This window comes from Chryseobacterium sp. GQ58, assembly GCF_059758895.1.
Genome location: NZ_JCAXEH010000003.1, coordinates 707,663 through 728,992 on the forward strand (window position 1 = coordinate 707,663; position 21,330 = coordinate 728,992).

Below are 21,330 nucleotides of genomic sequence, written 5' to 3' on the forward strand. Positions count from 1 at the left end.
TTTTAAATTGTCCAACGGTCGTTGATCACGGCGATCAGATAATATTTCCCTTCAAATTGTTCGAATACAAAACGAAGCGTATTCCAATCCATTTCACCGTATTTTTCAGAACCTTTCAGGAAATTCTCTGTAAAATCAGTTTTTGGATAAATTTCTTTAAGATTATTCAATGAATTTCCGCCTCCCTGAAACTGATTTAAAGAATATTGAGACGTAGTAAAGTCCTTTACAAAAACCCAGTTTTTAAGATACTGATTGATTGTGGCTTTATAAAGCTCGCCGGAACCGTCTCTTGCGCCCCAAGTGAAGATCGTTTTTGTAGGTTGATATTTCATAAAATCCGCCTTAGAAAAATGCTTATCCTCATTGATGCTTGTAAAAGCATACATTGAAAAGCGAATACCTTTTTCAGGGTGGATAAATTCCGAAAAACCTTTATAATCATTATTTTTTAATGTTAAAAGAATTTCATCATTCACCTTTTTTAGACTGTTTTCTTTATTGACAGAATCATTGATTGGATTTTCAGGCTCAATTGTATTTTGTACCGTGGAATCTATATTTTTAGAAGTCTGCTTAGGTTCGTTTTTCTTACAACCGATTAAGCTTATTAAGATGATTAACAGGAATATCTTTTTCATTTTTTTATACTTAAAAACAAAAATGACCAAAACTGATGCCGTTTTTTTGAAATAAGAATTTTAAAATTAAAATAAATTTTTGCTTCCGACATAAAACCTGTTGCTTATGCTTTTTTGTACATTTGTTTTATGGAAATTCTGGATATTCTCATCATCGGAGCCGGGCCAATTGGTCTCAACTGTGCGCTTGAAGCAAAGAAAAACAACCTTACTTATTTAATTATTGAAAAAGGAACTATTGTCAATTCGTTGTACAATTATCCTTTATACATGAGATTTTTTTCAACTGCCGAAAAGCTGGAAATTGCTGAAATTCCTTTTATTTCAACTGCTCCAAAGCCCGGAAGGCAGGAAGCTTTGGAATATTATCAAGGGATTGCAAGACAGAAAAATCTTAATATCAATCTTTACGAAAAAGTCTTGAAAGTTTCAAAAAATGGTGATCTTTTTGAAATTAAAACCTCGAAATCAAATTACTTAGCAAAAAATGTTATTATTTCGACCGGTTTTTATGATATTCCAAACTTAATGAATATTCCCGGCGAAAATCTGGATAAAGTAAAGCATTATTATACAGAACCTTATCCTTATGCAAAACAGAAAATTGTGGTTGTTGGTTCAAGCAATTCTGCTGTTGATGCTGCCTTGGAAACGTACAGAAAAGGTGCAGAAGTTACCATAATTATCCGGCATTCCGAAATCTCAGAAAATGTAAAATATTGGGTAAAACCTGATATTGAAAACAGGATTGCTGAAGGAAGTATTAAAGCTTATTTTAACTCTGAATTATTAGAAATAAAGGAAAATTCTGTCATTTTTAAAGACGAAACCGGCAAAATAAATAAAATTGAAAACGATTTTGTATTGGCAATGACGGGCTATCTTCCTGATTTTGATTTTTTAAAAAATTCCGGAATTGATCTTCAGGGAGAATGTCTGAACCCGGTTTACAACTCCGAAACTATGGAAACCAATATTTCCAATTTATATCTGGCAGGCGTTGTTTGCGGCGGAAAAGATACTCATCTTTGGTTTATTGAGAACTCGAGAATTCACGCGGAAATGATTGTGAAAAATATTCTAATAAAACGATAATGTCATTGCGAACGAAGTGAAGCAATCTCATCTTAATCATCTTAACTTCTGAATTCTATCACATTTAAAAATCAACCTTCATACCTAAAACAAAATTTCTTTTTGCAGCAGGATTGTAAAAACGGCTTCCGAAAGCATTAATATCAAAACCTAAAACATAATTGGTATTATACAAATTCTGAATTTGCAGAAATAAATTTAATCTTGTTTTTTCTAAATTCACAGGATATCTGAACTGAATATTCCCAACAAAACTAGATTCCGACCAAATAGAATTCGCGTCATTTAAAGGCATTTTTGAAGTATAAAAATGTGAATAATCGACTGAAAGTTTTTTTAAGCATGTGAAATTTAATAAACTGTTGATGGTTGTTTTTGGAACTCCGGTTAAGTCATTGCCTGAGAAATCATTTTCGTTTTGGCGGTAATTTTCAAATTTAAATTGGTAAAAGCTTCCGGAAAACCTGAATTTAAAACTATTAAAAAAATCGTTTTTAAGATTAAAGTTTTTAGATTCTAAAAGCACTTCAAAGCCTTTTTGAACAGTTTCACCCTGATTTACAAAATATTCCTGTCCGCTTTCGTTTTGTCTTCTTACAATCGCATCTTTCATCCGAAAATCAAAATAATTCGCCTCAACAAAAATGGAATTTCCGAATTGTTTTCTAATTCCTACTTCTTTATTCCATCCATATTCGGGAACAAGATTTAGATTAAATTCCTGATTTGAAGAGCGGATTTCTTCATTAGTCGGTGCAGAATTTCCTTTTCCTATTTTCCCTCTTACGGAAAATCCTTTTTCCAAAAGATAAGTAAGTCCAAAATTGGGAAGCAACTGATTTTTAAATCTTATATTTCCATTTTCAGATGTTGGGTAAAGCCTTTCCCATTCGTAAGAATTTGAATTTAAGCTTAATGAAATATCCGAAAATAGTTTTTCATTAAAATTTAATTTCTGAGAAGCAAAAAAGAACCCAGAATTGTTTTTCACCTTGTCAAAATTCTGAGGATTTCCTTCTGTTCCTTTATTATTATCATAGTTTTTAACGAAAATATGATTAGTTCCGCCTTCAAAACCCAGCCGCCATTCTGCTGAGATATTGTTCCAATTTTTTTGATAATTAAAATGAGTCCGCAATGCAAAGTTGCTTTCAAAACGATTCTCAAAATTAGTAATAAACGGATTTTCAAAATCCACATACGAACCCTGAAGCAAAATAAAATGTGAAAAATCAGAATTAAGCGCAATTTCATTTGAAATTCCTGCCAAAATCATTTTATTACGGATTCCTGCATTTTGTTCTTTTGCACCAGGAAGCGTTGCTGTTGCAGGTCTTGCCTGTTTTCTGTTGAGATTCATTTGCTCAAAAGTCAATCCACCCGGAGTTTCATAATTTAAATCAGACAATAAAAGCATTGCCCTTAATTCCGCATTTTTTGAATATTGAAAATTGTCTTTAATAAAAACCTGTTTTCTTTCAACCGCCGATTGTTCACGGTAAGAATCTGTTCTGTAGTAATTCTGAAAAACCTGTAAAAAATGCTTTCCCAACTGTTTCGAGAAATCAATATTCTGATTAAAAGTTCCATAACTTCCGATAGAAATATTTCCGGAAATATTCTCTGAATTCCTGGTTTTTAAAAGAAGTGTTCCGCCTGTAACCGCTCCAAAATCTCCACTTTCGGGACCTTTATAGATTTCCATTTTATTGATAAGTTCGGGCGAAATAATATTGAAATATGTATTTCCCGACGCATCCGACAAAATAAAATCATCAAGATAAACTTTAATATTTCTTACTCCAAAAGGTGAACGTAAACTGCTGCCACGAATTGAAATTCTATAACTTCCCGGCGAACGTTCTTCCATTCTTGATCCTGCAATCTGATTGACAGATTCGAGTAATCTTTCGGGTGTATTTAAGCTTAAAAGTTCATTTGAAACTACCGAAACAGATTTTGTAGAACTGATGAATGAAGCCGGTTTTTTGTATGCATCAATTGTCACTTCGGAGATCAATGTCGCCGAATCTTTTTTTTGAGCGAAAACCCAGCATTGACTGCATATTAAGAGCAAAAAGCAAATTCTCTTCATTCATACAAAACTAGAATATTTTTATAAACTTAAAAACAAAAATTCATTAATTATCAATTATGAATAGTAAAAACACAATTCAAATTAGTTATTAATTTAAGCTTCTTTATTTTTCAGCATCCACGGAATAATGTAATAAAACGCAATCGCTGTAATGGTAAGTAAAATTCCTGTTCCAAACCATAATATGGTAAATCCGAACTTTTCAGCAATTAAAGTTCCTAAAAAGGGAGTCACAATAAAAGAAAGCGAAAATGCCATTCCTAAAATTCCCATGTAAACACCTTTGTTGTTGGCACCAGAACGCAATGCCGTAACCGTCGCCATAAACGGAAGCGCCCAAATTTCACCAATGCTCAGAATACCGATGGATAAAAGTAAAAACCAGACTGAAGTGTCAAGCGGTAGCATCGCAAACGAAATTCCACACAATAAAGTTCCGAAAAACAAAACGCTTTTCAGCTTCATATATTTTTCTGCAATCTGTACAAGAATCATCTCCATCAAAACTACGATAAAACCGCTGAAACCAAGAATATACCCAATCTCTTTCTGAGAAAGATGCGCATCTTTTTTATAGAAAATCGTCAATGTATTCAGCAGCTGAAAAAAACATACCGAAAACACAAAACACGCTGCACAAAACAAAATAAACCGATAATCTTTGTAAGGAGAAGCGGTTTTTATTTCTATATCTTCCTTGGTGCTTTCCTTATTTCTGTATTCTCTTTTTCGGAAAAAATAGATATAAGTAACTCCCGCCAATAAAGCTCCCGCTGCATTAGAATAAAAAAGAAAATCATAAGAAATCGCAGCCAAAATTCCGCCCAAAGCCGGACCAATGGAAAATCCTAAATTGACAGCCATCCTATTTAATGAAAACGCTCTTGTAATATTTCCTTTTTTTGCATATTTGGTAATCGCCACAGAGTTTGCAGGACGAAAAGCTTCACTTATGCAGCTTTGCAGAAAAATAATCAACGCCAAACCTGCTTCCGAAGTAAAAAGTGGAATCAGGCAAAACATAGGAACGCTCAAAAGCAGACTCAAACTTTGTACTTTAAATTCTCCGATTTTGTCCGTAATCATTCCTCCAAACCATGAACCGACAACCGAGCCGATTCCAAAAAAGCTCAACACAATACCCGCGTCCTGAATATCAAAATGCAGATGATCCGTCATATAAACACCTAAAAACGGCAAAACCATCGAACCTGAACGGTTGATGAGCATCACCAATGCCAACATCCAGCTTTCTGTTGAAAGCCCTTTGAAGGAATTGATATATATTTTTAAAAGTTTCATAATTTTAAATTTATCAGTCTGATTTGGCGACAAAAAAACAGGACTTAAAAAGATAAGCCCTGTTTATATTTAATAAAATAAATTTTACTCCGGCTTATAGGAGTCTTTTAATGTTACGGTTCTATTGAAAACCAATTTGTTTTCTGTTGAGTCTTGATCTTTCGTAAAATATCCAATTCTTTGAAATTGAAGCGGTTCGCCAACTGCAACATCTTTCAGGCTTGGCTCTCCAAAACCTTGAATCGTTTTTACAGATTCCGGATTAATGAAATTTAAAAAATCCACATCTTTCTCAGCATCAGGCTGTTCCACCGTGAATAATTTATCGTAAATTCTTACGTCAATAGGAAGTGCATGTTTTGCAGATACCCAATGTAACGTCCCTTTTACTTTTCTTAAACTCTCTTCAGTACCACTTCCCGACTTAGATTTTTCATCGTAAGTTGCATAAATCGTTGTGATTTCTCCGTTTTCATCCTTCTCCACTCTTTCAGCTTTGATGATGTAAGCAGATTTTAAACGAACTTCTCCGCCTAATTTTAGTCTAAAGAATTTATTATTTGCTTCTTCCTTAAAATCTTCGCGCTCAATGTATAATGCTCTTGAGAAAGGAACTTCTCTTGTTCCTGCATTTTCCTGTTCAGGATTATTTTCGGTTTCCAACCATTCTTCTTTGCCTTCAGGATAATTTTCGATGATTAATTTAACAGGATCTACAACCGCCATGACACGTTTTGCAACTTTATTCAGATCTTCACGGACACAAAAATCCAATAATTGAATTTCAATTAAATTTTCCCTTTTCGCAACGCCAACTTTATCAATAAAATTCCTGATTGAAGTCGGTGTAAAACCTTTTCTTCTCATTCCGGAAATCGTAGGCATTCTTGGATCATCCCATCCATCGACCACATTTTCAGCAATCAGCCTTTGTAGTTTTCTTTTGGAAGTAATCATATAAGAAACATTCATCCTTGCAAACTCTCTTTGCTTCGGCGCTACTTTAGATTCATCATAAACCTGCTCCAAATACCAATTGTAAAGCGGTCTGTGGTTTTCAAACTCCAAAGAACATAATGAATGCGAAACTTGCTCTAAATAATCAGATTCACCATGTGCCCAATCATACATCGGATAAATTTTCCAGTCTGTTCCGGTTCTGTGGTGAGGTCTTTTCAAAATTCTGTACATGACAGGATCACGCATATTCATATTTGGCGATGTCATGTCTATTTTTGCACGAAGAGACATTGAACCTTCTTTAAATTCACCGTTTTTCATTCTTTCAAATAAGTCTAAAGACTCTTCAACAGGACGATTTCTGAATGGAGATTCAATTCCCGGTTCTGTTGGGTTTTTTCTTTGTTCGGTAATCACTTCAGAAGGCTGCTCATCAACATAAGCTTTTCCTTCCTTAATTAATTGTACCGCCCAATCATAAAGCTGCTGGAAGTAATCGGATGCATACAATTCTTTGTCCCATTTGAAACCCAGCCATTCAACGTCTTTCTTGATAGAATCTACAAATTCCTGCTCTTCTTTTTCAGGATTTGTATCGTCGAAACGAAGGTTTACGGGAGCATTGTATTTTTCACCCAAACCGAAATTGATGCAGATCGCTTTTGTATGACCTACATGCAGATAACCATTTGGCTCAGGCGGAAAACGGAAACGAATCTGATCTTTTTTCAGACCGTTTGCCAAATCATCTTCGATAATTTGCTCAATAAAATTGAGTGATTTTTTTTCTTCTTCCATTAAAATTCGCTTTAAGATGTTGCATTATACAACAATTTGCAAATTTAGGAAATTTAAAGGGTTTAAAGAAATTATAGTTAAAAAGCTGAAACAATAAAAATCCAATTGAATTTGGCATAAAATTTTCTATATACAAAGATGCTTTTAATAATCATAATATTAAATATTCATTAATTGTTGAATTAATTAAGATTATTGATAAATTATTGTATTTTTGCAAGACAAACCAAATCATAAAATCTACCATGCAAAAAATTAGAAGACAAGTATTCTATCTTTTAGAATATATAAAGAAAGCCATCTTCATTGAAGACGTTGTATAAAGAAGTTTAAGTAATTTATTGGCTTTAATACTAATCGATTTTGAAAAACAATTTTTCACCGACAAGATTAAGGTGAGTTTCAAAATTATTAGTAAAAAGGCTTCCTGTGCCCAAGCCTTGTGGCATAGAATTGTTTTTGGTAAATGTATATTGAGCGATCGCATTTAGCCCGACATTGCTTTCCAGAGCAGATGTGATCCACCAGCCTATTTTATTTTTTTCAGCCAAATTAATCCATTCATCAGAACCTGAAATACCCCCAACTAATGATGGTTTTAATATAATATATTGCGGCTTTATGTCTTTTAAAAGTTGTTCTTTTTCTTTGAAATCTATAATTCCGATCAATTCTTCGTCCAATGCAATCGGAGTCGGACTCTTAGCGCATAATTCTGCCATTTTTTCACGGTTTCCGGCTTTAATCGGCTGCTCAATAGAATGAATATCCAAATCGGAAAGTTGCCGAAGAACTGTTTTAGCATCTTCTTTACTGAATCCGCCGTTTGCATCAACCCGTAATTCCAGTTTTTCTTTTGAAAATTTTTGTCTTAATTTTTGCAGAACTTCATGTTCAGATTTCCAGTCGATGCCAATCTTTAATTTAATGCAGTGAAATCCTTGATCAAGTTTCTCCTGAATTTGTTCTTCCATGTAATTTATATCGCCCATCCAAATCAATCCATTAATGATAATTGGGGTTTTACCGCTCGTAAATTCGCTCGGGAAATATAAATTTTTGCCGTGTTTTAAGTTTAATATTGCCTGCTCATATCCAAACCAGATTGATGGAAATTCTTTTAATTCTTTCTTTAAAAAATTAGAACTCTCCTGAATATTTTCACACAGCCATTGCAACTTTTCTTCATAATTGGGTCTGTCATCAAAACTTAAGCCTCTGAAAACTGCGCACTCGCCTATTCCTTTTTTTCCGTTTTCTGAAACTTCAAGGATAAAGGTTTCTTTTTCATACAAAACGCCGCGAGATGTTCCACTCGGGCGTTTAAATTGTAATAAATATCTGTAATATTCTGCTTTCATTTATTTCACGCTGTCAATTCGCATAAATTCTTCAGCTTTTTCTACCATATCTATGCTTCCGCAGAAAAACGGAATTCTTTGGTGAAGTTCTGTCGGTTCCACCTCCAAAATCCTTCTGAAGCCGTCTGTCGCTTTTCCGCCAGCCTGTTCTGCCAAAAATGCCATTGGATTACATTCGTATAATAATCTTAATTTTCCGTTTGGAGATTGTGAATAAGACGGATACATATAAATTCCACCTTTTAACATATTTCTGTGAAAATCAGCTACTAAAGAACCAATATATCTTGACGTATAAGGACGGTCGCCTTCTTCCATCTGGCAATATTTCAGGTAATTTTTTACACCTTGAGGGAATTTTATATAATTTCCTTCGTTGATCGAATAAATTTTACCTGTTCTCGGAAACATCATATTCGGATGAGAAAGATAATAAGTTCCCAAAGATGGGTCTAAAGTAAAGCCATTCACTCCATTTCCTGTTGTATAAACGATCATTGTTGATGAACCATAAATGACATATCCTGCCGCAATCTGATTAACTCCTTTTTGCAGGAAATCTTGAAGCTGAACGGGTGTTCCTGGTTCTGTAACTCTTCTGTAAATTGAAAAAATTGTTCCAACGGAAACATTCACATCAATGTTTGAAGAACCATCCAAAGGATCAATAAGAACTACATATTTACTCAAATGTCCGTTTCCTACACATTTAATATCAATAAAATCGTCATTTTCCTCGGAAGCAATTCCGCAGACAACTTCTCTTTGCGATAATGCCGTAATAAAAATATCATTGGCAAGAACATCCAGTTTCTGCTGTTCTTCGCCCTGAATATTCTGGTTTCCTGCTTTACCTGTAATATCTGCAATTCCTGCTTTATTTACTTCTCTGTTTACCACTTTCGAAGCCAACCTTATAGCACTTAGAAGACGGGATAGCTCCCCTGTAGAATACTGAAAATCTTCTTGTTTATCAATAATAAATTCTCCTAAAGTCTGTAATGATTGATCTGACATATTATACTTTTTATGTTTTGCTCAAATTTCGTAAAATTTATAACAATATAACGAATTTTCTTACAAAAGCTTTTACATACTGTTTATCAATATAATACAGGTTTAAATTCACTTTATAATCAAATTTTATTCTCAAAAACAATTCCCAAATTATAGCAAAAACACACTTATTTTTAAAATAAATTTATTTTAATTAAATCTTAATTTATCGTGTCGCTCTTCTCTTTCATATCTCATTGTAAATTTATAATTTTGACCTCCGTAAAAAACTCAATTGATTTTTATCCTAACAATTTTATTTTTAACAATTTAATGAAGATTTTCAAGTTTGGTGGAGCATCCGTAAAAGATGCTGAAGGTGTAAAAAATGTATCGCTGGTTTTAGAAAGCCAGGGTTTTGCAAAGTGTCTGCTGGTAATTTCAGCAATGGGCAAAACGACTAATGAACTGGAAAAAGTTGTAGAACTTTATTTCAAGAAAGAAAACTACCAAACAGAAATAAAAAAAATAAAACAGAAACACATCGAAATAGCCAAGGGGCTTTTCCAGGAAGATCATGCTGTTTTTTCAGAGATCAATTTATTTTTTGATGATATTGATTCTTTTTTAAGAAGGACTAAATCGCCCAATTACAACTTCGTGTACGATCAGGTTGTAAGCTGCGGCGAGATGATTTCTACAAAAATCGTAAGCGAATACCTGAATGATATACAGTTTACCAATCAATGGCTCGACGCCAGAGATTACATCAAAACAGATGATTCTTACAGAGACGGTAACGTAAACTGGGAAAAGACCGAAGAATTTATTTCTACTTTGAACCCCGAAATATGTTATGTAACACAAGGTTTTATAGGTTCGGACGACAACAATTTTACGGTAACTTTGGGTAGAGAAGGTTCAGATTATTCTGCGGCGATTTTTGCGTATTGCCTGAATGCTGAAGCCATGACGATTTGGAAAGACGTTCCGGGAGTAATGACAGGAGATCCGCGAAAATTCAAAGATGTTTCGTTACTTTCCAATATATCATACGAAGAAGCGATTGAAATGGCGTATTACGGAGCAAGCGTGATTCACCCGAAAACATTGCAGCCTTTAAAACAAAAAAGCATTCCTTTTTATGTAAAATCATTTCTGGAACCTACAAAAGAAGGAACAAAAGTAGGCGCTTCAGATAAGAATGAATATGAAGAATCTTTTATTTTAAAAGAAAATCAGACTTTGCTGAAAATATCAACAAGAGATTTTTCGTTCATCGCAGAAGATCACATGAGCCTGATCTTCGGGTATTTATCAAAATATAAAATCAAAGTTTCTCTGATGCAGAATTCTGCAATTTCTTTGGCTTTATGCTTAGAAGATAAATTTTTAAAAGTTGATGAACTCAACGAAGAACTTCAGAAAGTTTTTAAAACAGATGTTGTAAAAAATGTATCTTTATTTACCGTAAGGAATGCAAAAATGGAGAACATCGACAAATTTTACCAGGAAAAAAGTGTATTATTGGAGCAAATTGCAAAGAATACACTACAAATGGTAACACAATAAAACTAATTCCGACTAAAAACACATGAGCTTAATATCGAAAAATGATTTAATCAAAGCTTCCGGCTTGCATAAAATGGGGTTCCTCAAAAATCCTATTGCGTCCGCTGTGATGAGCGTTGCAAAAATAAATGAAGTCAATAGATTATATGACAAACTAAAAGACAAGGAAGGTAAAGATTTTTTCGATTCTTTTGTTCGTGAAAGGAATTTAAGCTATATCGCATTTGAAGAAGATTTAGCTAAAATTCCAAAAACAGGACCTTTTATTTTGGTCTCAAATCATCCGCTCGGGGCTATTGACGGGATATTAATGTGCAAGGTTTTATTAGAAGTCCGTCCGGATTTCAAGGTAATGGGCAATTTTCTTTTGGAAAAGATAAAACCAATGGAACCTTATGTGATTCCGGTAAATCCTTTTGAAGGAAGAAAAGAAGTCCGAAACAGCTCGACCGGAATGCGCGAAACATTAAAACATCTTGAAAATGGCGGTTGCGTCGGGATTTTTCCGGCCGGTGAAGTTTCCAATAAAAATAATCCTTATAGTGAAATTTTGGATAAAGAATGGGAAAAACCTGCTTTAAAGCTTATCAAAATGGCAAAAGTGCAGGTTGTTCCGATGTATTTTCATGCAAAAAACAGCACCCTTTTTTATCAGCTTGCCAAGATGCATCCCAATCTGCAAACATTGATGCTGCCTGCAGAAATGATGAATGACAGAGAAAAACCAATCCGTATAAGAATAGGAAAACCCATCACGGTAAAAGCGATGGATGATATGGAAAACACTGAAGAATTGGGGGAATTTCTGAAACGTAAGGTGTATATGATGAAGTCTTATTATGAAAAAAGAAAATCTCTGGCTCAGGCTATTAATCTTAAAAATTTATATGTAAAATTTCCTTTGCTAAAGGACGAAAATATCGTTCAAAATATCATTGATGAAACGCCGAAAGAAGACATTCTGAAAGATATCAATAAACTGAAAGGCACAGACAAAATGCTTTTCAGCAACGGAAATTATGAGATTTATTTCACAACTTACGAGGAGATCCCTTCCGTGATGCGAGAAATAGGTCGCCAGCGCGAGCTTACCTTCCGTGCGGTTGGCGAAGGAAGCAATTTACCTTTCGACCTTGATGAATACGACAAACATTATCATCATCTTTTTCTTTGGGATAATGCAGTCGAAAAGTTGGTAGGAGCTTACAGAATGGCTTTAGGAAAAGATGTCATGAGAAAATCGGGCATCAAAGGTTTTTATACAAGCTCTTTGTTTGAGTTTGAGCAGGATATTCATCCGTTTTTCAAGAAAGTTATTGAAATGGGCCGGGCTTATATTTGCGAAGAATATCAGCAGAAACCGCTTCCGCTTTTTCTTTTATGGCGCGGAATTGTGCACGTTTGCTTAAGAAATCCTGATCATAAATTCTTGATGGGCGGAGTAAGTATTTCCAATAAGTTTTCTGAGTTTTCAAAGTCATTAATGATTGAATTTATGCGTTCAAATTATTATGATTCTGCTGTAGCTCAATACATTACACCAAAAAACGAATATAAAGTAAAACTTCGCGACCGGGATAAAAATTTGTTTTTTGATGAAATGGAATCTGATCTTAATAAATTAGATAAAATCATTGATGATCTGGAACCTGAATTGAGATTGCCTGTTTTAATCAAAAAATATATCAAGCAAAATGCAAAAGTAATTGCATTCAACGTAGACCCTAACTTTAATGATGCCATTGACGGATTGATGTATATCAGGATAAGTGACCTTCCGGAAAGTACAATAAAACCTGTATTGGAAGAAATGAGTGAACAGATAAGAAAAGAACAGGAAAATAATTCACCTGAAAATCAGTAAGTTTTTAGGTTTTACTGAAAAAAACGTGATAATACTTGCATCATATGCCAAAACTTATTACTTTTGCATCACTTTAAAACAACAAAGTAAGACAAACAACAATAAATGGTTTCTTAGCTCAGTTGGTAGAGCAATGGATTGAAAATCCATGTGTCCCTGGTTCGATTCCTGGAGAAACCACAAACCACCTTTTTAAAGGTGGTTTTTTTATTTATCTTTAAAAAACTGTTGTTTCATATTGTAAATAATATTATTTTTGCAGCCACTTTAATAACAAAGTAAGCCAACAACGATGGTTTCTTAGCTCAGTTGGTAGAGCAATGGATTGAAAATCCATGTGTCCCTGGTTCGATTCCTGGAGAAACCACAAGAAATTAAACAATTTCTAACAAACCCCTCAAATTGCATGATTTGAGGGGTTATTTTTTTGAAGCCATATCAACAACAACTAAATTCTCTCAAATTGAAGGTGACCTTTTCGATTACCTGAGCATATAAACTTTTTAGATAATCTAATTTCTCTAAAAACCTGCTACAAAAAGCAATCCTATTCAAATTTCGAACATCTTGATTTGTGGCTTATTGAAAAGTAATTTTAACCTTCAAAGTCAATTATGATGAATACCAAAATTTCAGTACTGTTCCATGCCAAAAAATCTAAAGCAAAAAGCGATTTACTCATCTCTGTTTATTTAAGAATTACAGTTAATGGAAAACGCGCTGAATTCTCAACAGGTAAAACTATAGATGCAACAAAATGGAGCTTAGAGATGACGAGACAGACCCTCCAATAAAAGACGGACAGGACTGGCGACTGGGATTTGATGGAACCATTAAATATTAATGCCATGAATGCTTGTATAAAGGTTATTATCCGTGCAACGGGTTTGATCTGTCCGATAAGTGGGCTTTGGGAATGTACAGGAAGTTTAAAACTACCTGTCCGATAGCTAAAGGCAACCCAATACCAGATTATAAAGTTTTTAAGATTACAAGGGTACGACGAATTTGACAAAAATGATAAATTTGGTTCGATAGAGTATTGGAAATATATTGATATATCGATTTGGTAGTCGGTGTTTCTTTAAAACATTCAGATGCTTGCCTAGAGACATTGGAAGCACGCTTAATACTCATAATAATTTACATATCCAAACTCAGAATGATACCATATAATTAAAAAGTATTCCACAGGAAATTACTGTATTATTCCTCGCTTCAAATCTTTTAGATTTAACACAGCAAGATTAGATGAAGAAGCAAGATCTATTGCTGATATGATTCGTCAATCAAAATATCGTGATGCCGTTAATTTTGAATCTCGCTGGGCACTACAACCTATATACTACAAGCATTAAAATCAATTTAATCCAACTATTGTGCATTTTAGCAAACACGGATCAAATAATAATGACGAGATTGCTTTTCAAGATCAAAATGTTCGAATGAAATTAGTTACTAAGGAAGTAATGTACAGACTATGATGTCTTCAGCTGAAGACATACGTCTTGTTTTTTTCAACACATATTATTCAAAAAATAAAGCCGAAGCTATATCAGAATTTGTCGATATAACAATAGGTATAAACACTTTAATGTCTTAATGAGAGTGGATCTAAAAGTATTGAGTAAACCAAAATAAAAAGAGAGCAAATGATTCATTTGCTCTCTCTATAACGTATATCGTTATTAATTGAAGTTACGCTATTTTAACGTTAACTGCATTAACCCCTTTGCTTCCATTTTGTAAATCGAATGTTACGACATCATTTTCACGAATAGTATCTACTAAACCTGAAGTATGTACGAAAACGTCTTGACCACCTGTTGATGGAGTAATAAAACCAAATCCTTTGGTATCGTTAAAGAATTTTACTGTTCCTTGTTGCATTGTATATGTATTAAAAAATTATTGTATTCTATTTATAGGACGAATTATCCTTGTGTCCTGATGTAATCAAAACGATAATAATTTTTGAGAGAAAAAATTGGATGATTAAAGTTTAAGAGTGAAAATCGAACTTCTTAAAAGGTAGAACACCTAAAATATTAATGTCAAAATTTAGCGGCTGTTTTTAATATCTGAGAAGAAACTCAAAGTTTAGTTCAGACTATTCAGTTGCTTATTATTTCTACAAATATACAGCAAATATTTGACATATGCTATTGAGTTGTTATCACATAGTGAAAAATATAATAATTTTTTTATTGTTGTATGATTCAGGAAAATTGATGCTAAACCGGGTTGGAAGTTATATTGCTTATAATTCTGATTTTTACCAACTTTTTAAAGCCGGAACAGATTTAAGTGCAGGAAATGGTGATTTGTTAACAATACAACCCAATGAAAAAACTTTAAGATTTGGAAGCCTGCAGTATACGATCAATCTAAAAATATGCGCTATCAACATAATTATTTCTTTGATGAACAAAGTGTTTTTTAGGAAGATTGTTTACTCGTGAGGAAAGTATTGGAAATGTAGTTAAGACATCATAATTAGTTTTTCAAACATGGACCAGAAACTTTTATTTGTTTAAGTTTTTTGACATTTTAAATCAACTTGTTGTAAAACTTTTGCAAAACAAGACAGTCAATATTACTGGAATTTAGAACAGTAATCTTTGATACAATATCGAAATATTAAACAAAAATCCCGTAATAACGGGATTTTTGTTTAATATATAATTTATTTTATCTCTACAGGAACTGAGATTTTATCCCAATCCATTGTGAATCCATTATTGTTTATTTTATAAACTAAAGTTTCCTGTGTTGCCTGTAAAGCTTTTGTTTTAACATCAACACGTAAAGCATCTTTAGATTCTTCGTATTTATAAGCGCCCCATTGCTTTGCCTCTTTGTTAAAAATCGCAGTCCAGGTTCCGCTTTCTTTAGGGATTAAGAAAAAGCTGTATTTTCCTGCAGGAAGTTTTTTACCCTGAACAGTAATGTCCTTACTGGTTTCGAAAGTAGTTGCTTCATTGGCACCCGCACGCCAAACTTTATTATAAGCTTCTAAACCACCCCAAATTGTACGTCCTTTAACAGAAGGACTGCTATAGGCAATTGTAATGGTTGCATCTTTAATTTTTCCTGTTGCAGTAGCCGCAGGACTGGCAGGTTTTTTAGCTTCCTGTGCAAATGCATTTACTGAAATCGTCATTGTAGCAAAAACTACAGCAACAGTTTTAATCATTGTTTTCATAATATTTTTATTGTATGTATTTATCTATGTATGCGTTACGAAGTTACTGCTTTCTGCTTATAAAACAGTAACCCGATTGCAGAAAATATAATGACTGCCGCTGCCCCAATGACATTAAGCCAAAGGAAAGAAACGATATCAAAATTGTAAATAGCAATCACCGTAATTTCTGATAAAATTGCCGAAATAAATACATTTGAACCTGTAATTTTTTTATAGTAAAAGGCGACAAGAAAAATCCCTAATATCGGGCCGTAGAAAAGAGAACCTAATACATTAACCGCTTCAATAAGCGAACCCATTTGAGTGGCAAACATAGCAACGCCGATTGAGAAAATACCCCAGGCTAAAGTGTGCAGTCTACTGTATTTCAATTCGGTGGCATCATCTGGAATTTCTTTTTTAAATATTAAATGAACATCTTTAAGTGAACAAGCCGCAAGGGAATTTAAAGCCGCAGAAATTGAACCCCAGCTGGCCAGAAAAATGACGGCAAACAGTAAACCAATCATCCCTACAGGCAAGGTGTTTTTTACGAAATATAGGAAAATGTAATTCGTGTCCGTTTTCTCCGCATTATAGTTTGAATGATTGATAGCTTCTTCTACCCTGCCGTGAAGTGCTTTTACCTCGGTTTGTGTACTTTTAAAATCCTGAATTGTTTTTTGAAGTTGGGGAGAATTGGTTTCTTTTAACTTTAAAATTTCTTTCGATTCTGCATTAAATTTTGCCTGCAAATCCTGATGTTCTTTTTCAAAAACCGCAGCCTGTTCAGGTTTTGTTTCCTCTAAATACTGATAAGAACGTTCGTTAAAATAAATCGGAGCAGGTTTTAGAGAAAAGAAAGCGAAAAGCAAAGCACCAATCAAAAGAATAGCAAACTGCATCGGAATTTTAACCAAACCGTTCAACAGCAAACCCATTTTTGCATTGGTATTGTCCTTTGCAGTAATATATCTCCCGACCTGACTCTGGTCAGTCCCGAAGTAAGAAAGTGCCAGAAAAAAACCACCAATTAATCCGCTCCAGATATTGTATTTATCTTTCCAATCGAATTCTGTAGTGATTACATTGAGCTTTCCAGATTTCCCCGCCAGATAAAGTGCATCCTTAAAACCAATTCCATTCGGCATATTTTGAATAAGCAGATAACCTGCAAAAGCCATGGTACCCAGAATAATAAGAAACTGTAATTTTTGAGTGTGAGCGATCGCTTTTGCACCGCCAACATAGGTGTAAATCAACAGAATACCACCTGTCAAAACATTAGTTAAATAAATATTCCAGTTTAAAACACTTGATAGAATGATACTTGGAGCGTAAATACTTATTCCCGTTGATAAACCTCTGGAAAAAAGAAAAAGCAGTGAAGTCAGTACCCTTGTTTTTTTATCAAATCGGTTTTCTAAATATTCATAGGCCGTGTAAACATTTAATCGCTGAAAAATCGGGATGAAAGTAATACAGATCACAATCATCGCCAAAGGCAGACCAAAGTAATACTGCACGAAACGCATACCGTCCGTATAAGCCTGACCCGGAGCCGAAAGAAATGTAATCGCACTCGCCTGTGTAGCCATAATACCTATCAGCACAATGTACCAAGGCATTTTATTATCTGCTTTCAGGTATGATTCGTTGCTTTTTTGGCCACGACCGATAAATACGCCGTAAACAACCACTGCAACCAGTGTAAAAATAAGAACAGTCCAATCTATCGTACTCATGCCCAGAATTTAGTGAAGAAATAATAAAATCCGATCTGAACTACTAATGCAATCGCTAATAGTATGTACCAGATATTCCAATTTTTAAGTTGCTTATTCATCAGTTTTTCTGTGCAGATAAAAAGTTTAAAAATAAACGAGCCGCACCAACATTTCCAGCAGGTAATTGTCTGAAAAATGCCAATGGTGTATAAATAAAATTACCCTTCCCGTATTTGGCATATAAAGTTGATCCCTGCAAAGGCTCTTCACCTGTATCGTGCATTTCAAAAAGCGGCTCATACGCTGCATCCCATTGATCAGGGAAATAAGCGCCACGCTCCTGTACCCAACCTTTAAAATCATTTGCGGTAATTTTGTTGGGGAAGTTCAGCAATTTATGATTTGGATTTAAAAATTTAACCTCAGCATTTTCTTCGGTAACACGCTTATTCGCAATACTGAAATTGTACATTCCCAATTGGTTAACGGTTGTATCTTGATTGGTATTATACAGCATCACCAAATTACCTCCGGTTTTTACATAAGACCATAAAAAAGGCATCCAGCGACCCAATTTTTTCTCCGTATTATTGGCACGGACACCAAGAACGATAGCATCATACTGTGACAGCTTGTTTTGATTACCGTTTCCGTTGGATTGATCTAAGTTGCCATAAAAATCTTCGTCTTTCAGGACATCTACCTGAATTCCTGCAATACGTAAAAATTCAGGAATGAAATCGCCAGCTCCTTGTATGTAGCCCACTTTTTTAACCTTCGCCTGAATATCACCTTTCATCACTGCGACTGTTGAAGGCGTAAAATATTGTAATGAAGGTAAATGCGGATATTGAATTAATACCTGTTTTTTATTATAAGTGACTCCATTTGCAACAAAATTTGCATCCAATTGTAACTGATTTGATTTTATTGAAGCAAGTTTAGTTTTTGGAATGACATAATCGACAGAAAAATCTTTTCCATTCATTGATTTTAAATCTCCTCCACCTAACTGTTCTCCATTATATAACAGGTTTACTTTTCCATTATTGAACTGTTTGTTGGAATTAACCTTAAAATTTAAACTCAAATGTAAATCTTCATTTTCTTTAACTAAATAAAGCGGTTGTGTAAACTTAAGTTCCAATGCAGGAACAATGCGCAAGGCTTCGACCACATCGCCACGCACCGGATCTAATTTCTTGAACGATAAAGGAAGTTTAACCTGAAAATTTTCAGAACCGATTTTTAAACTAAGCAAAACATTCATTGGTGATTCTGCTTCAGGCAAACCGATTAAAGTATCATTTGGAACAGAGAAAGTTGCTGCGTTCGTGGGAGATTTTGCCAACCAGTAAGGTTCTGTGAGTACTGCATCTGCAGGAATCTGAATATCATGCTGAATGGTAATTAAAGAATCTTTTGACAGTTTTCTGTTGAAGCTTTCTGATTGACTTAACCATTTTACATGTTCTAAAACGACAGGATTTTCAGCTCTTGAAATCAGATTTAACCTGAAATTGTAGTTATCCCCAGCAACAGCTTCAGCCTGATTGGTAACTACCTCGCCCATAAAGCCTGCACAGCTTAAAATAATATTATTAAGAGATGTAATTTTATCCTTTTTTAAATCTGAATCTTTTAATGCCAAAACTTTTTTTCTCAAAACTAGCAAAGCTGGCAAGCTCAGGTCGGGCTTATTAAAATTAAAAGCGGAAATAATTTTATCCAATGACTGGTCAATATCAGCGTTTCCTTTTGCGGTCCACGTTTTAACTACTCCATCAAAAAGTGTTGCTTTTGCAGGCTCGCCAATAACGTGGGCAAAATATTCAGTTCTGATTCCGGCTACAGACTGCGTTCCTGCACCCTGGCTTTTATGTAAACTTCTGCTTAATCCTGCCAATTCACCATAGCCCATTCCGAGTTGCGCATCATATTGCCCAACCGTGACTTTCAGTTGATTTTCTGCAGTCGTATTGTTAGTTCCAAATCTGAAAGTATTCCAAAGTACACGTTTTGGTTGCCATACATTAACATATTTCAGTTGATTGGGGAAAGCAGTTTTATCGCCTGCCAGCTTAAAAGCTTTTTCAGCAACCACAGCTGAAGCCGCATGTTGTCCGTGACCTGCCGCAGCAGTTGGAGGAAAACGACAAATGATCACATCAGGACGGAATTTACGGATGACCCAAACTACATCAGCTGTAATACTATCTTCATCCCATTGTTTAAAGGTATCGGTCGTATTTTTAGAGAACCCGAAATCAATCGCCCGGGTAAAAAACTGTTGGGCGCCATCTAATTTCCTTGCCTCTAAAAGCTCATGCGTTCTGATTAAACCCAATGCAGCACCTTGCTCTGTGCCTAATAAATTCTGACCGCCATCACCTCTGGTTAAAGACAAATAGCCAGTTTCTACATTTTGATCGTTGATTAACCAGGAGAGCAATCCTGTATTTTCATCATCGGGATGAGCCGCAAGATATAAAACTTTGGGAATATTTTTGAAGGTTTTGAGTTCGCGGTAAATTTCAGATGATTTTGAAGGACGAACCTGTTGGGCCGAACAAAAAACTGTAAAGAAGCCAAGAATAAATACAGTGATTACGTTTTTGAACATTTGAATTTGCTTTGCGGGCAAATATAAGTAAATCGTTTTTCTTTCAACCTTAAAGAAAAAAGCAACACACTTTTTTGCTGACGATTTAAATCGGTTTTATTTTATAACACAAGATTTATCATAAACCTAATCGCGAACATAACTGCATATAATTAGACTTTCTGATGTTTTCTATCGTATACTTCATCGTAATTTGAAAATGTTTTTTTTAATACATTTAATGAACTGATCTATACTAATATCATATGATCTGATAATACCAGAAGAATAATTAGTATCAAAATTTCAATGACCTATATTTGCATCTTATGAGGTTTCTGACTTTTCTATGCGGATTACCATTCAGGCGGGCACAAGGAAAACTGCAACCAATTCGTTGAAAACAATCAAAATACATTGATGGACGGTTAAAATGTTTTTGCGGAGGTTTGGAATCTTTGATTCCAGATCCCCAAAAAGATTTTTTTCTGCAGGGACAACGGAATACATTCGCTATAGAAAACAGGATAGCCTCATATGCAATCCTAAACTGTGAAATTTGCTGATGATAGATTCAATAAATAAGAAAATGCTGTGAAGGGTAACTAGCACAGTTTTTCTTCAAACATACCTTTAAACTTTCTTATCAGAATTGGACTGAGGCTTAAGTATTATTTTTAAGCAGTTTAGATAGAAGAAAACCTTCATTTTTTTAACGTCAGCGAATGCTCCGTATATTGCAAAAAAAACTTAAGTTCCATAAATTCATCAGAATAAAAAAACTGAGCGGAGTTATTTTTCATTGAAATTTACTTTTAACTTTTCTTCCATTAAGCTTTTATTAAGTATTTATCTATTTTAGCTCGATAACAGAAAGATTTTAATTATGTAAAAGCTATGTTCTCTTAATTAGCCTATAGATTTTCGGACTTTTTGTTGAAGTCACACAATTTTTATTCTCAATTCGGAGTATTTAATCTAGGTTCGTGAGTATTGCTACTGCATACAATTCACAGATTTTTACAGACGTTATTTGTTGGTGTGTAGGCAATACAATTCAATATGCAGTTGCAGAGGAACTTCACAACGCACAACTCTTAACTATATCTTTGCGGATAACCAGAGTC

The 21,330-nt window shown here is 34.3% G+C and carries 14 protein-coding genes and 2 tRNA genes; 6 read left to right on the forward strand and 10 right to left on the reverse strand.

The genetic code is table 11. From position 1 onward, the window contains the following. Nucleotides 1-2: 2 nt before the first annotated feature. A complete protein-coding gene (locus tag AC6CHK_RS11220) occupies nucleotides 3-641 on the reverse strand; it encodes a hypothetical protein (protein ID WP_498096124.1) in 639 nt (212 codons plus the stop codon). Nucleotides 642-770: 129 nt separating this feature from the next. Between AC6CHK_RS11220 and AC6CHK_RS11225 the strand changes: the two genes are divergently transcribed. Next, a complete protein-coding gene (locus AC6CHK_RS11225; protein ID WP_498096126.1) occupies nucleotides 771-1,736 on the forward strand; it encodes a YpdA family putative bacillithiol disulfide reductase in 966 nt (321 codons plus the stop codon). A 64-nt stretch (nucleotides 1,737-1,800) separates the two neighbouring features. On the opposite strand, the gene AC6CHK_RS11230 is transcribed toward AC6CHK_RS11225, so the two are convergent. From AC6CHK_RS11230 to fbp, 5 genes are all read right to left on the reverse strand, one after another. Then, complete coding sequence (locus AC6CHK_RS11230) at nucleotides 1,801-3,831, reverse strand: TonB-dependent receptor (RefSeq protein WP_498096128.1); 2,031 nt, start codon at nucleotides 3,829-3,831, stop codon at nucleotides 1,801-1,803. 96 nt (nucleotides 3,832-3,927) lie between these two features. Beyond that, nucleotides 3,928-5,136, reverse strand: coding sequence for an MFS transporter (locus AC6CHK_RS11235; protein ID WP_498096130.1), 1,209 nt, complete (start codon nucleotides 5,134-5,136; stop codon nucleotides 3,928-3,930). Between the two features lie 84 nt (nucleotides 5,137-5,220). Beyond that, nucleotides 5,221-6,894, reverse strand: a complete 1,674-nt coding sequence (locus AC6CHK_RS11240) for a glutamine--tRNA ligase/YqeY domain fusion protein (RefSeq protein ID WP_498096132.1) — start codon at nucleotides 6,892-6,894, stop codon at nucleotides 5,221-5,223. A gap of 353 nt (nucleotides 6,895-7,247) precedes the next feature. Then, nucleotides 7,248-8,255 (reverse strand): o-succinylbenzoate synthase, encoded by a 1,008-nt coding sequence (locus AC6CHK_RS11245; RefSeq protein ID WP_498096134.1) that lies wholly within the window; start codon nucleotides 8,253-8,255, stop codon nucleotides 7,248-7,250. Next, nucleotides 8,256-9,272 (reverse strand): class 1 fructose-bisphosphatase, encoded by a 1,017-nt coding sequence (gene fbp / locus AC6CHK_RS11250; protein ID WP_498096136.1) that lies wholly within the window; start codon nucleotides 9,270-9,272, stop codon nucleotides 8,256-8,258. Nucleotides 9,273-9,584: 312 nt separating this feature from the next. Between fbp and AC6CHK_RS11255 the strand changes: the two genes are divergently transcribed. The 5 genes from AC6CHK_RS11255 (at nucleotide 9,585) to AC6CHK_RS11275 (ending at nucleotide 13,481) form a co-directional block, all read left to right on the forward strand. Continuing rightward, a complete protein-coding gene (locus tag AC6CHK_RS11255; RefSeq protein WP_498096137.1) occupies nucleotides 9,585-10,823 on the forward strand; it encodes an aspartate kinase in 1,239 nt (412 codons plus the stop codon). 22 nt (nucleotides 10,824-10,845) lie between these two features. Continuing rightward, nucleotides 10,846-12,687, forward strand: a complete 1,842-nt coding sequence (locus tag AC6CHK_RS11260) for a bifunctional lysophospholipid acyltransferase family protein/GNAT family N-acetyltransferase (RefSeq protein WP_498096139.1) — start codon at nucleotides 10,846-10,848, stop codon at nucleotides 12,685-12,687. Between the two features lie 107 nt (nucleotides 12,688-12,794). After that, a tRNA-Phe gene (locus AC6CHK_RS11265) sits at nucleotides 12,795-12,867 on the forward strand. A 114-nt stretch (nucleotides 12,868-12,981) separates the two neighbouring features. Further along, nucleotides 12,982-13,054: transfer RNA gene (locus AC6CHK_RS11270), tRNA-Phe, on the forward strand. A gap of 247 nt (nucleotides 13,055-13,301) precedes the next feature. Further along, nucleotides 13,302-13,481 (forward strand): Arm DNA-binding domain-containing protein, encoded by a 180-nt coding sequence (locus AC6CHK_RS11275; protein WP_498096141.1) that lies wholly within the window; start codon nucleotides 13,302-13,304, stop codon nucleotides 13,479-13,481. 904 nt (nucleotides 13,482-14,385) lie between these two features. Here the strand turns inward: AC6CHK_RS11275 and AC6CHK_RS11280 are convergent. The 4 genes from AC6CHK_RS11280 to AC6CHK_RS11295 form a co-directional block, all read right to left on the reverse strand. Beyond that, nucleotides 14,386-14,577, reverse strand: coding sequence for a cold-shock protein (locus tag AC6CHK_RS11280; RefSeq protein WP_498096143.1), 192 nt, complete (start codon nucleotides 14,575-14,577; stop codon nucleotides 14,386-14,388). A 796-nt stretch (nucleotides 14,578-15,373) separates the two neighbouring features. After that, nucleotides 15,374-15,892: a DUF2911 domain-containing protein gene (locus AC6CHK_RS11285; RefSeq protein ID WP_498096144.1), complete on the reverse strand. Its 519-nt coding sequence runs from the start codon at nucleotides 15,890-15,892 to the stop codon at nucleotides 15,374-15,376. Nucleotides 15,893-15,927: 35 nt separating this feature from the next. Then, the gene (locus tag AC6CHK_RS11290; protein WP_498096146.1) at nucleotides 15,928-17,619 is read right to left on the reverse strand and encodes a sodium:solute symporter family protein; all 1,692 of its coding nucleotides are present in this window, start codon (nucleotides 17,617-17,619) and stop codon (nucleotides 15,928-15,930) included. Nucleotides 17,620-17,719: 100 nt separating this feature from the next. Beyond that, complete coding sequence (locus AC6CHK_RS11295; protein WP_498096149.1) at nucleotides 17,720-20,224, reverse strand: PIG-L family deacetylase; 2,505 nt, start codon at nucleotides 20,222-20,224, stop codon at nucleotides 17,720-17,722. Nucleotides 20,225-21,330: the final 1,106 nt, after the last annotated feature.